The sequence below is a fragment of the Rhizobium sp. CF142 genome, assembly GCF_000281145.1.
Classification (GTDB): Bacteria; Pseudomonadota; Alphaproteobacteria; order Rhizobiales; family Rhizobiaceae; genus Rhizobium.
This window is the reverse complement of sequence record NZ_AJWE01000113.1, coordinates 1-11,646: the sequence shown is the minus strand read 5'-3', so window position 1 is coordinate 11,646 and position 11,646 is coordinate 1. Positions and strand designations below refer to the sequence as shown.

Genomic DNA, 11,646 nt, shown 5'->3' with positions numbered 1-11,646 from the left:
GCTCAGCCCTTCATCATATTGACGTCTTCGACCGCGATCGAACCGCGGTTGCGGTAGAAGACAACGAGAATTGCAAGACCGATCGCCGCTTCAGCAGCAGCAACAGTCAGAATGAACAGTGCGAACACCTGGCCGACGATGTCGTTGAGGAACGACGAGAAGGCGACCATGTTGATGTTGACCGACAACAGGATCAATTCGACCGACATCAGGATGACGATGATGTTCTTCCGGTTCAGGAAGATGCCGAAGATGCCGATCGTGAAGAGGATGGCGCTGACCGTGAGATAGTGGGAAAGTCCGATGACCATGTTCTTTGTTCCTTGACCTCTCGGCTCAGCTCACGCCCTGGCCCGGCTTGACCTTGATCACCTCGACGGCAGTCGCAGGCGTGCGGGCAACCTGGCGGGAAATATTCTGCCGCTTGATATTGGTGCGATGCTTCAGCGTCAGCACGATCGCGCCGATCATGGCGACCAGCAGGATCAGACCGGCGATCTGGAAGAAGTAGACGTAGTTGGTGTAGAGCACGTCGCCGAGAGCGGCCGTATTGGTACGTTCGGTGAGTGCCGGGATCGGCATGGCGACTGTCTTGGCAATCTCGGGCGAGATCGCGCTGCCGCCGATGACGACGATGAGTTCGGCTGCGAGGATGAGACCGATCAGCGCACCGATCGGCGCATATTCGAGAACACCGGCGCGAAGCTCGGTGAAGTCGATGTCGAGCATCATTACCACGAAGAGGAAGAGAACAGCGACCGCGCCCACATAGACGACGAGCAGGATCATCGCCAGGAATTCGGCACCCAGCAGCAGGAAGAGACCCGCTGCATTGAAGAACACCAGGATCAGGAACAGAACCGAGTGAACCGGGTTCTTCGCCCAGATGACCATGAACGCCGACGCTATCGCGACAAAGGCGAAAAGATAGAAAAATAGAGCCTGCAGACCCATGTTGGTGCCTTTTTCATCTTCCCCCGGGCAGCCGGGAGTTTCCCTGCCCGATAGGACTTCGCGCAGCTTCCGCCGGCAAAGCCCCGGTGCATGTTGACCGCGGTGGGCAAGAGCGCCCTCCCCGCGGCATTTCAAATTTCAATCAACGATACGGCGCATCGATCGCCATGTTGCGGGCGATTTCACGCTCCCACCGGTCACCGTTGTCGAGCAGCCTCTGCTTGTCGAAGTAGAGCTCTTCGCGGGTCTCGGTGGCGAATTCGAAATTCGGGCCTTCGACGATCGCATCAACAGGGCAAGCTTCCTGGCAGAAGCCGCAATAGATGCACTTCACCATGTCGATGTCGTAACGCACCGTGCGGCGCGTGCCGTCATTGCGGCGCGGGCCGGCTTCGATGGTGATCGCCTGAGCGGGACAGATCGCCTCGCACAGCTTGCAGGCGATGCAGCGCTCTTCACCGTTGGGATAACGGCGCAGTGCATGCTCGCCGCGGAAGCGCGGGCTGACCGGACCCTTTTCGAAGGGGTAGTTGATCGTCGCCTTCTGCTTGAAGAAGTAACGCATCGACAGGAAGAAGGCGCCGACGAATTCCTTGAGAAAAAGCGAGTTGATGGAGGCGGACAGGCTTCCCATCTTCAATCTCCAATTTTGCCGGAAACGAGGTTGGACATCAGCCTGCCCATCCCGTCAGTTTCAGCACGAATGCAACGATGACGACCATGGCGAGCGACAGCGGAAGGAAGACCTTCCAGCCGAGACGCATGAGCTGGTCGTAGCGGTAACGCGGCACGAAAGCCTTGACCATGGCGAACATGAAGAACACCAGGCACGACTTCAGCATGAACCAGATGATGCCGGGCACCCAGTTGATGAGCCAGAAATCAACCGGCGGCAGCCAGCCACCCAGGAAAAGGATCGTCGTCAGCGAGCACATCAGCACGACGGCCGCATATTCGCCGAGCATGAACATCATGTACGGAGCCGAGCCGTATTCGACCATGAAGCCGGCGACGAGTTCGGATTCTGCTTCCGGAAGGTCGAAGGGCGGGCGGTTCGTCTCGGCGAGCGCCGAGATGAAGAAGACGATGAACATCGGGAACAGCGCCAGCCAGTGCCAGTCGAGGAACGAGTTCGGCAGGCCGAGCATCGTGCCGAGGCCGGTGCGCTGAGCGTTAACGATGTCAGTCAGGTTCAGCGAGCCGACGCAGAGAAGAACGGTGACGATGACAAAGCCGATCGAGACTTCGTATGACACCATCTGTGCGGCGGAGCGCAGCGCGCCGAGGAAGGGATACTTCGAGTTCGAAGCCCAGCCACCCATGATGATGCCGTAAACCTCAAGCGAGGAGATCGCCAGGATGTAGAGGATGCCGACATTGATGTTGGCAACCACCCAGCCGTCAGCGAGCGGCACAACCGCCCAGGTCGACAGCGCCAGAAGCACGGTTACAAGCGGGGCAAGCAGGAAGACCGCCTTGTTGGCGCCAGCCGGGATGACCGGCTCCTTGAAGACGAACTTCAGAAGGTCGGCGAAGGACTGGAACAGGCCGAAGGGGCCGACGACGTTCGGACCGCGGCGCAGCTGGACGGCAGCCCAGATCTTGCGGTCGGCAAGAAGGACGTAAGCGATGAAGACCAGCAGGCAGACGAGCAGCAGCAGTGACTGACCGATCATGATGATCGCCGGCCAGACATAGGTCGAGAAGAAAGAATCCATGAGTTCCTGCCCTTACTCTGCCGCGACTTTGAAATTGTTGCGGGCCAATGCCGAGCACTCGGCCATGACAGCCGAGGCGCGCGCTATCGGGTTCGTCAAATAGAAGTCTTTGACCGACGACGCAAACCCGGATTTGTTCATCTTACCGGCTTTTTTCGCCAGTGCGGCAATTTGGGCGCTATCACCTTCGGCGATCTCATCAACGGCCGCGAAATGCGGGAATGCCGCATAGAGTTTGCTGCGCAATTCGCCGAGAGAATCAAAGGGAAGCTTCTTGCCGAGCACGTCGGAAAGGGCGCGGATGATCGCCCAATCTTCGCGGGCGTCACCCGGTGCGAAGCCGGCGCGATTGCCCATCTGGACGCGGCCCTCAGTGTTGACCCAGGTGCCGGACTTTTCGGTGTAGGCGGCCGCCGGCAAGATGACATCGGCGCCATGTGCGCCATTGTCGCCGTGCGAGCCGATATAGACCGTGAACTTCGCAGCCTTGGTCGAGAAGTCGAGTTCGTCGGCGCCGAGCAGGAAGAGCACGTCCATGGCCTTCAGCATCTCGGCGGCATTGACGCCCTTGGCGCCCGGCACGAAGCCGAGGTCGAGGCCGCCGACGCGCGATGCTGCGGTGTGCAGCACCGCAAAACCGTTCCAGCCTTCAGCGATCGCGCCGACATTGACGGCGAGCTTGGCGGCGGTTGCGAGAACGCCTGCGCCATCCGTGCGGGTCAGAGCGCCCTGGCCAATGATGATCATCGGCTTGGAAGCCTTGGAGAGGACTTCGGCGAAGGCGTGGCTGCCATCGAGAATGTCCTTCAGCGTATCGGGACCTGCGCCGAGGTAATCATACTTGTAGCGCATCTCGCCGCCCTCACCGATCACACCGATCGGGAAGCCGCCGCGACGGAAACGCTTGCGGATGCGAGCATTGAGGATAGCGGCTTCAAAGCGCGGATTCGCACCGACGATGAGCAGTGCGTCGGCCTGTTCGATGCCTGATATGGTCGGATTGAAGAGGTAGCTTGCGCGGCCGAGCGACGGATCAAGTGCCGCCCCATCCTGGCGACAGTCGAGGTTCCCGGAACCCAGCGACTTCACCAGTTCGGACAGCGCATACATTTCTTCGACCGAAGCGAGGTCGCCGGCAATCGCGCCGATCTTGTCGCCTGATGTTGCCGATACGGCAGCCTTGATGGCGCCGAAAGCTTCGCCCCAGCTCGCCGGCTGCAGGCGGCCGTCCTTACGGACGTAAGGGCGGTCGAGGCGCTGCGTCTTCAGGCCGTCCCAGACGTGACGGGTCTTGTCGGAGATCCACTCTTCATTCACCGCCTCGTTGACACGCGGCAGGATACGCATGACTTCGCGACCGCGGGTATCGACGCGGATTGCCGAGCCGACGGCGTCCATGACGTCGATCGATTCGGTCTTGTTCAGTTCCCAAGGGCGGGCCGTGAAGGCGAAGGGCTTGGAGGTCAGTGCGCCGACCGGGCAGAGGTCAACGACGTTGCCCTGCAGCTCGGAGGTCATGGCCTGCTCGAGATAGGTGGTGATTTCGGCGTCTTCGCCGCGGCCGATCAGGCCGAGTTCGGAAATGCCGGCAACTTCCGTCGTGAAGCGGACGCAACGCGTGCAGTGAATGCAGCGGTTCATGACCGTCTTGACGAGCGGGCCGATGTATTTGTCTTCGACGGCGCGCTTGTCTTCCTGATAGCGCGAGGTGTCGATGCCGAAGGCCATGGCCTGGTCCTGCAGGTCGCATTCGCCACCCTGGTCGCAGATCGGGCAATCCAGCGGATGGTTGATCAGCAGGAATTCCATCACGCCTTCGCGGGCCTTCTTGACCATCGGCGTGTTGGTGAAGACTTCAGGCAGTTCGCCGTTCGGGCCGCCGCGGATATCGCGCACACCCATGGCGCAGGAAGCCTGCGGCTTCGGCGGACCGCCCTTGACCTCGACGAGGCACATGCGGCAATTGCCGGCAACCGACAGACGCTCATGGAAGCAGAAGCGCGGAACTTCAGCACCGGCCTCTTCGCACGCCTGAATCAGCGTGTAATGATCCGGAACTTCGATCTCGTTACCGTCAATCTTCAGTTTTGCCATCGTCACTCAGTCCTGTTTCCCATTCGCCGGGCACCGGCAAACAAACCTATTTTTGCAACATCCATATTGCCAAGACAGACATTTCGTCAGTCCTGGCGCCGGAATTGCCCAAATTCTCTTTCGCTGGTTCCGAGACCCGAAACCCGCCATCGGCACCACGACCCGGAGCCCCCTGCCCCGTCGGTCGATATGCCATTCTTCCGGCCATCGCCTGCGGCCGGAAACCTACTTCTTCCTGCGACCCCGTGTCGCCAGCACCTTGGCCTGGCCAACCCAGTCGTCACGCAGGATGCGGCCGTCGAAGCCGAGTTCGGCGTCCAGGCTCGCAACGTCGGCCTCGCTCCATGCCGCAATATCGGCAAAGGTGCGGACGCCTCTTTTGTTCAGCACCTGCTCCAGCTTCGGACCGATGCCGGCGATCAGCTTCAGGTCGTCAACCTTCCTGGACCTTGCGGCCGGCTTCGCCTTGGCAACCGCCGGCTTTACGGCTTCTACCGTCGGGGCCCTGGTGGAAACCACCGTCAGCTTCGGCTTTACAGCCTTGCGAACCGGCATAGCCGTTTCAGCCGGGCGGCGAATATTCTCCGGACGGATGGCCATCTCAGGCGTTTCTTCATCCGGCGGCGTCTCGTCGAGCGCTGCGGCTGCCATGTTCGCCGTCTCGAATGCTCCCTGCAGCGCGCCGAAGAAGACGCCGGCCATCTGCGTGGAAATGCCGAAGCCGATCGCCGTGGCTGCGGCAAATGCCGCAGCTTGATGCGCCATCAGCGGATGAACGGGCATCGCACGCGCATTTTCCAGCATGCCAGCAGCAAGACGGCCGAAGTCAGCCGCGAAATCGGCTGCCCCTTCTCCAACCTTGCTGTCGGATGCCTTGATCGTCATGCGCTTACTCAGCCGCCTCCAGAACCGCACCGTGATCGAGCGCATTGGCCGTATACTGGTCGATGCGGGCTTCGATTTCCGGACGGAAGTTACGGATCAGACCCTGCACCGGCCATGCGGCGGCGTCGCCGAGCGCGCAGATGGTGTGGCCTTCGATCTGCTTGGTGACCTGGAACAGCATGTCGATTTCGCGCTTCTGGGCGTTGCCGCGTGCCATACGCTCCATCACGCGCCACATCCAGCCGGTGCCTTCGCGGCACGGCGTGCACTGGCCGCAGCTCTCATGCTTGAAGAAGGCCGAGATACGGGCGATCGCCTTGATGACGTCGGTGGACTTGTCCATGACGATCGAGGCGGCTGTGCCGAAGGAGGAGCCGACAGCGCGCAGACCGTCGAAGTCCATCGGGCAGTCGATGATGTCCTTGGCCGGAACGATCGGGCACGATGCGCCACCCGGAATGACGGCCAGCAGGTTGTCCCAACCGCCGCGGATGCCGCCGGCGTGCTTGTCCACCAGTTCGCGGAAGGTGATGCCCATGCTCTCTTCGACGGTGCACGGCTTGTTGACGTGACCGGAGAGCATGAAGAGCTTGGTGCCGACATTGTTCGGACGGCCGATGGACGAGAACCAGCCGGCACCACGGCGCAGGATGGTCGGGGCAACGGCGATCGATTCGACATTGTTGACCGTCGTCGGGCAGCCGTAGAGACCCATATTGGCCGGGAACGGCGGCTTCAGGCGCGGCTGGCCCTTCTTGCCCTCAAGGCTTTCGAGCAGCGCGGTTTCTTCGCCGCAGATATAAGCGCCGGCACCATGATGGACATAGATGTCCATGTCCCAGCCGAGCTTGTTGTTCTTGCCGAGAAGGCCGGCGTCATAGCATTCATCGATTGCGGCCTGCAGGGCTTCGCGCTCGCGGATATATTCGCCGCGTACATAGATATAGGCAGCGTTGGCGCCCATGGCGAAGCTTGCGATCACGCAGCCTTCGATCAGCGTATGCGGATCGTTGCGCATGATGTCGCGGTCCTTGCAGGTACCGGGCTCCGATTCGTCGGCGTTGACGACGAGGTAGTGCGGACGGCCGTCGCTCTGCTTGGGCATGAACGACCACTTGAGACCCGTCGGGAAGCCTGCGCCGCCACGGCCACGGAGGCCGGAAGCTTTCATCTCATCGATGATCCAGTCACGGCCCTTTTCGAGGATCTGCTTGGTGCCATCCCAGTGGCCGCGGCTCATCGCACCCTTCAGGGATTTGTCCTTGAGGCCGTAGATGTTGGTAAAGATGCGGTCCTTATCTTCTAACATATCTCACACCTCTTACCGCGGCTTCTTGCCGAAGACCTTGATATATTCCGCTTCGCCGCCCTTGGCGAGCGCCTTGGCCTGCTTGACCCAGTCGTCGCGCTCGATGCGGCCGCGGAAATTCAGGAAACCATCGACCCATTCGCGTTCGGCCTTCTTCCAGCCCGCGATCTGCGCGAAGGTGAAGATGCCGATTTCGTTCAACGTTGCTTCGATCTTCGGACCGACGCCGGAAATCATCTTGAGATCATCGGGAGCGGCGGGCTTTTCGATGCCGGCCGGGCGATTCTTGTCGGTCAACGACGGCTTGGCAGCAGCATCAGCGGCGGCCTTTGGCGCCGGTTCGGAAGCGGCGGTGCCGGAGAGCGGCTGAACTTCGGCAGCCTTGGCATTCTTGGCGGATGCCTTCGGTGCCGTTGCGGGCGTCTTCAGCGCCGCGTTGGTCTCTGCATCGGTGCTCTTCGGACGCGCAGCCTCGGAGGGCGGAACAGTGGCGCCGTCTGCCGGTGCAGTAGCCGGGGCCTTGTTAACCGCGGTGCGGGTGACAGCAACATCGTTCAACAGGGTCGTCGGGCCACCTTCGGGCGAGGACAGGTGACGGTCGATCTGCGGGCCGACCTTGACGCTCGCCCCATTGCCGGCCGCGAACGTATCGATGATTTCTTCCAGGCGCTCCGGCGTCAGGTCCTCGTAGGTATCCTTGCCGATCATCACCATCGGAGCGTTGACGCAGGCCCCGAGACATTCGACCTCTTCCCAGGAGAGCGTGCCCTCGGCGTTGCGCTCGAACGGATGCTGGTGGATCTTGCTGCGGCAGACGCCCATCAGCTTTTCCGAGCCGCGCAGCATGCAGGGCGTCGTGCCGCAGACCTGCACGTGAGCGCGGGTGCCAACGGGATGAAGCTGGAACTGGGTGTAGAAGGTTGCGACCTCGAGAACACGGATATAGGCCATGTCCAGCATGTCGGCGATCTTTTCGATCGCCGGGCGGGTGACCCAACCATCCTGCTCCTGCGCACGCATCAACAGCGGAATGACCGCGGACTGCTGACGGCCTGCGGGATATTTCTGAATCGTCTTTTCCGCCCAGACCGCGTTTTCATCGCTGAAAGCGAATGCGGCCGGCTGGAATTGATCTTCGGCTAATCGACGAACGGACATTCTTCCTCACGCCTTGTCAGTTTAGCGTTCCACACCGCGAAGCAGTCAAAGACTGCATTTCACAGGCATAGGCCGACTGGTCTTTTTGCATAAATACTACGAACTTGCCGCCATTCGGCACGGCAGCCTTGATTTGATAGCCCTTGGACAAAAGATCGCCCATGGACGATTGCTCTGCCGGCGGCTGTGCTTCCTCATGGCCCAGCGGCGTGCCGAGCTTTCCGGCATCCTGCGCGAAGGCGCCGGAAGCCGAAAGAAGAAGTGCTGCTGCGAACGGCAGAGCCTGCATCAGCGGTCCACCTCGCCGAACACGATGTCGAGCGAGCCGAGAACGGCCGCGACGTCGGCAAGTTGGTGGCCACGGCACATGAAGTCCATTGCCTGCAGGTGCGCATAACCCGGAGCGCGGATCTTGCAGCGGTATGGCTTGTTGGTGCCGTCGGAGACGAGGTAGACGCCGAACTCACCCTTCGGCGCTTCGACGGCAGCATAAACTTCGCCGGCCGGAACGTGATAGCCTTCGGTATAGAGCTTGAAGTGGTGGATCAGCGCTTCCATCGAACGCTTCATCTCGCCGCGCTTCGGCGGCACGACCTTGCCGTCGATCGAGGAGAACGGTCCCGCCTTGGCATCACCGAGCAGGCGGTTCACGCACTGCTTCATGATCTTCACCGATTCGCGCATCTCGATCATGCGGATCAGGTAACGATCGTAGTTGTCGCCGTTCTTGCCGATCGGAATGTCGAACTCGAGATCCGAATAGCATTCATAGGGCTGCGCGCGACGCAGATCCCAGGCCGCGCCCGAACCGCGCACCATGACGCCCGAGAAGCCCCAGGCCCAGCAATCTTCCAGCGAGACGACGCCGATATCGACGTTACGCTGCTTGAAGATGCGGTTGCCGGTCAGAAGATCGTCGATATCGTCGAGCTTGCCCGGGAATTCGTCGCACCACTTGCCGATATCCTGCACGAGCTGTTCCGGCAGGTCCTGGTGAACGCCGCCCGGACGGAAGTAAGCGGCATGCATGCGGGAGCCACTGGCGCGCTCATAGAACACCATCAGCTTTTCGCGCTCTTCGAAACCCCAGAGCGGCGGCGTCAGCGCGCCGACGTCCATGGCCTGCGTCGTAACGTTCAAAAGATGCGAAAGGATACGGCCAATTTCCGAGTAGAGCACGCGGATGAGCTGGCCGCGAATCGGGATCTCGATGCCGAGCAGCTTTTCGACCGCCATCGCATAGGCATGTTCCTGGTTCATCGGCGCCACGTAGTCGAGGCGGTCGAAGTAGGGAACGGCCTGCAAATAGGTCTTGGTCTCGATCAGTTTTTCGGTACCGCGGTGCAGCAGGCCGATATGCGGATCGACGCGCTCCACGATTTCGCCGTCAAGCTCCAGCACAAGACGCAGAACGCCGTGCGCTGCCGGATGCTGCGGCCCGAAATTGATGTTGAAGTTACGGACGTTATGTTCGGTCATGGCGATGGGCTCGCTTTTTCAGGTAGTCAGTGAACAGCGGACTTTCGGCCCGCCACACGCCTCAAACTTACTGCTTCGCCTTTTCGTCGCCCGGCAGCACATATTCCGTGCCTTCCCAAGGGGACAAGAAATCGAAATTGCGGAATTCCTGCTTCAGTTCGACAGGTTCGTAAACGACGCGCTTTGCCGCATCGTCGTAGCGAACTTCGACGAAACCGGTCGTCGGGAAATCCTTGCGCAGCGGATGACCTTCGAAACCGTAGTCAGTCAGGATCCGGCGCAGGTCCGGGTGGCCAGTGAAGAGCACGCCATACATGTCCCAGGTCTCGCGCTCGAACCAGTCGGCGCCGGGATAAACGGCGCAGGCGGACGGAACCGGCGTATCCTCGTCGGTCGCTACCTTCACGCGGATGCGCAGGTTCTGCTTCGGCGACAGAATATGATAGACGACATCGAAACGCAGCTCGCGCTGTGGCCAGTCGACGCCGCAAATGTCCGTCAGGTTGACGAAGCCGCATTTGGCGTCGTCGCGCAGGAAGGTCAGCAGCGGAATCAGGTTATCGCCAGTCGTCGTCAGCGTCAGCTCGCCATATTTGAGCTGCGAGGCGGCAATCAGATTGCCACGCGCTTCCGAAAGGTACGACGAAAGCTCAGTAAGGGCTTCGCTCATAATTCTCTGTCCTTGCCCTTAGCGTTCGATCGTGCCGGTGCGGCGGATCTTCTTCTGCAGCAGAAGCACGCCGTAAAGCAGCGCCTCCGCCGTGGGGGGACAGCCCGGCACGTAGATGTCGATCGGCACAACGCGGTCGCAACCACGCACGACCGAATAGGAATAGTGGTAGTAGCCGCCACCATTGGCGCAGGAGCCCATGGAGATGACGTAACGCGGCTCGGGCATCTGGTCGTAGACCTTGCGGAGCGCGGGCGCCATCTTGTTGGTCAGCGTGCCGGCGACGATCATGACGTCCGACTGGCGCGGCGAGGCACGCGGCGCAAAGCCGAAGCGCTCGACGTCGTAACGCGGCATGGAGAGCTGCATCATTTCGACGGCGCAGCACGCAAGACCGAAGGTCATCCACATCAGCGAGCCGGTACGGGCCCAGTTGATCAGCTCATCGGTCGAGGTGACAAGGAAACCCTTGTCGGCGAGCTCGTTGTTGATCTCGCCGAAGAACGCGTCGTTGCTGCCGATCGGCTTGCCGGTGGAGGGATCGATAATCCCCTTCGGCTGCTGCGATACGAGCGTCTGATTGCTAGCGGGGGCTACTCCCATTCCAGGGCTCCCTTCTTCCATTCATAGATAAAGCCGATGGTCAGCACGAGCAGGAAGACCATCATGGACCAGAAGCCGAACCAGCCGATGGCGCCGAAGGAAATGGCCCACGGGAAGAGGAAAGCGACTTCAAGGTCGAAGATGATGAAGAGAATCGACACGAGATAGAAGCGGATGTCGAACTTCATGCGAGCGTCGTCGAATGCGTTGAAGCCGCATTCATAAGCCGAGAGCTTTTCCGAATCGGGCGCCTTGAAGGCAACGGCAAACGGCGCAATGAGAAGCGCCAGGCCGATAACGAGCGCGATGCCGATGAAAATAGCGATCGGAATATAGGAACTGAGCAGTTCAGTCATCATGTTCATCCCTGCTTGCGGGCGGCGCCGGGCGGCGCAACTGGGCAAATGCCCGGCAAGCGAACGTGCGTTGCAACAAGCCGTGGTTAGCGCAGCCGGAGCCCCGGCGCAAGACTTTTACAGAAGCTATTCGAACAGCGTGAGACGGACATTATCAAGCAGATGCAACGATGTCGCGACAAATCCGCAAATGTCGCGGAAGGTCGCATGGCTGACCCTCGGAAACTGCATGGCTTTTCGGAGATAAGTGGCGCGAGTGACGGGGCTCGAACCCGCGACCTCCGGCGTGACAGGCCGGCACTCTAACCGACTGAGCTACACCCGCGCATTGGACCTTTCGGACCGTGAGGATACCACGAAACCGGACAGACAGCGTCAAATTGACGCCTGCTTTGAAATGGCGCGAGTGACGGGGCTCGA

General features: G+C 60.7%; 13 protein-coding genes and 1 tRNA gene. All 14 read right to left on the bottom strand.

Features of this window, described 5'->3' with window-relative positions:
- Positions 1-2: 2 nt before the first annotated feature.
- The 14 genes from nuoK to PMI11_RS27555 all read right to left on the bottom strand — a co-directional run bounded on the left by nuoK (position 3) and on the right by PMI11_RS27555 (position 11,551).
- On the bottom strand, positions 3-311 hold the full coding sequence (gene nuoK, locus PMI11_RS27620; RefSeq protein ID WP_007823900.1) for an NADH-quinone oxidoreductase subunit NuoK: 309 nt from the start codon (positions 309-311) through the stop codon (positions 3-5).
- A 25-nt stretch (positions 312-336) separates the two neighbouring features.
- Positions 337-954, bottom strand: a complete 618-nt coding sequence (locus PMI11_RS27615; RefSeq protein ID WP_007823895.1) for an NADH-quinone oxidoreductase subunit J — start codon at positions 952-954, stop codon at positions 337-339.
- Positions 955-1,096: 142 nt separating this feature from the next.
- Positions 1,097-1,588 carry an NADH-quinone oxidoreductase subunit NuoI gene (gene nuoI, locus PMI11_RS27610; protein WP_007823892.1) on the bottom strand — a complete coding sequence of 164 codons (492 nt, stop codon included), beginning with the start codon at positions 1,586-1,588 and terminating at the stop codon, positions 1,097-1,099.
- Between the two features lie 37 nt (positions 1,589-1,625).
- A complete protein-coding gene (nuoH, locus tag PMI11_RS27605; RefSeq protein ID WP_007823890.1) occupies positions 1,626-2,672 on the bottom strand; it encodes an NADH-quinone oxidoreductase subunit NuoH in 1,047 nt (348 codons plus the stop codon).
- 12 nt (positions 2,673-2,684) lie between these two features.
- Complete coding sequence (nuoG, locus tag PMI11_RS27600) at positions 2,685-4,766, bottom strand: NADH-quinone oxidoreductase subunit NuoG (protein ID WP_007823887.1); 2,082 nt, start codon at positions 4,764-4,766, stop codon at positions 2,685-2,687.
- 225 nt (positions 4,767-4,991) lie between these two features.
- Entirely contained in the window at positions 4,992-5,651 is a 660-nt protein-coding gene (locus PMI11_RS27595) for a 5' DNA nuclease (protein WP_007823886.1), read from the bottom strand.
- A gap of 4 nt (positions 5,652-5,655) precedes the next feature.
- Complete coding sequence (gene nuoF / locus PMI11_RS27590) at positions 5,656-6,960, bottom strand: NADH-quinone oxidoreductase subunit NuoF (protein WP_007823884.1); 1,305 nt, start codon at positions 6,958-6,960, stop codon at positions 5,656-5,658.
- 12 nt (positions 6,961-6,972) lie between these two features.
- The gene (locus tag PMI11_RS27585) at positions 6,973-8,118 is read right to left on the bottom strand and encodes an NADH-quinone oxidoreductase subunit E (protein WP_007823883.1); all 1,146 of its coding nucleotides are present in this window, start codon (positions 8,116-8,118) and stop codon (positions 6,973-6,975) included.
- Positions 8,119-8,134: 16 nt separating this feature from the next.
- The gene (locus PMI11_RS27580; protein WP_007823882.1) at positions 8,135-8,407 is read right to left on the bottom strand and encodes a hypothetical protein; all 273 of its coding nucleotides are present in this window, start codon (positions 8,405-8,407) and stop codon (positions 8,135-8,137) included.
- The gene (locus tag PMI11_RS27575; protein WP_007823881.1) at positions 8,407-9,597 is read right to left on the bottom strand and encodes an NADH-quinone oxidoreductase subunit D; all 1,191 of its coding nucleotides are present in this window, start codon (positions 9,595-9,597) and stop codon (positions 8,407-8,409) included. Before PMI11_RS27575 ends, PMI11_RS27580 begins: the two co-directional genes overlap by 1 nt.
- A 67-nt stretch (positions 9,598-9,664) precedes the next feature.
- The gene (locus PMI11_RS27570; RefSeq protein WP_007823880.1) at positions 9,665-10,267 is read right to left on the bottom strand and encodes an NADH-quinone oxidoreductase subunit C; all 603 of its coding nucleotides are present in this window, start codon (positions 10,265-10,267) and stop codon (positions 9,665-9,667) included.
- An 18-nt stretch (positions 10,268-10,285) separates the two neighbouring features.
- Entirely contained in the window at positions 10,286-10,870 is a 585-nt protein-coding gene (locus PMI11_RS27565; RefSeq protein WP_007823879.1) for a NuoB/complex I 20 kDa subunit family protein, read from the bottom strand.
- A complete protein-coding gene (locus PMI11_RS27560) occupies positions 10,861-11,226 on the bottom strand; it encodes an NADH-quinone oxidoreductase subunit A (RefSeq protein WP_007823878.1) in 366 nt (121 codons plus the stop codon). Before PMI11_RS27560 ends, PMI11_RS27565 begins: the two co-directional genes overlap by 10 nt.
- Positions 11,227-11,474: 248 nt before the next feature.
- Positions 11,475-11,551 (bottom strand) — tRNA-Asp (locus PMI11_RS27555).
- Between the last annotated feature and the right edge of the window lie 95 nt (positions 11,552-11,646).

Bases quoted from the DNA above. Each gene is read 5' to 3' on its own strand.
- nuoH (WP_007823890.1), bottom strand. From the start codon at position 2,672: ATGGATTCTTTCTTCTCGACCTATGTCTGGCCGGCGATCATCATGATC.
- PMI11_RS27560 (WP_007823878.1), bottom strand. From the start codon at position 11,226: ATGACTGAACTGCTCAGTTCCTATATTCCGATCGCTATTTTCATCGGC.
- nuoK (WP_007823900.1), bottom strand. From the start codon at position 311: ATGGTCATCGGACTTTCCCACTATCTCACGGTCAGCGCCATCCTCTTC.
- PMI11_RS27585 (WP_007823883.1), bottom strand. From the start codon at position 8,118: ATGTCCGTTCGTCGATTAGCCGAAGATCAATTCCAGCCGGCCGCATTC.
- nuoI (WP_007823892.1), bottom strand. From the start codon at position 1,588: ATGGGAAGCCTGTCCGCCTCCATCAACTCGCTTTTTCTCAAGGAATTC.
- nuoF (WP_007823884.1), bottom strand. From the start codon at position 6,960: ATGTTAGAAGATAAGGACCGCATCTTTACCAACATCTACGGCCTCAAG.
- PMI11_RS27595 (WP_007823886.1), bottom strand. From the start codon at position 5,651: ATGACGATCAAGGCATCCGACAGCAAGGTTGGAGAAGGGGCAGCCGAT.
- PMI11_RS27615 (WP_007823895.1), bottom strand. From the start codon at position 954: ATGGGTCTGCAGGCTCTATTTTTCTATCTTTTCGCCTTTGTCGCGATA.
- PMI11_RS27575 (WP_007823881.1), bottom strand. From the start codon at position 9,597: ATGACCGAACATAACGTCCGTAACTTCAACATCAATTTCGGGCCGCAG.
- nuoG (WP_007823887.1), bottom strand. From the start codon at position 4,766: ATGGCAAAACTGAAGATTGACGGTAACGAGATCGAAGTTCCGGATCAT.
- PMI11_RS27565 (WP_007823879.1), bottom strand. From the start codon at position 10,870: ATGGGAGTAGCCCCCGCTAGCAATCAGACGCTCGTATCGCAGCAGCCG.
- PMI11_RS27570 (WP_007823880.1), bottom strand. From the start codon at position 10,267: ATGAGCGAAGCCCTTACTGAGCTTTCGTCGTACCTTTCGGAAGCGCGT.
- PMI11_RS27580 (WP_007823882.1), bottom strand. From the start codon at position 8,407: ATGCAGGCTCTGCCGTTCGCAGCAGCACTTCTTCTTTCGGCTTCCGGC.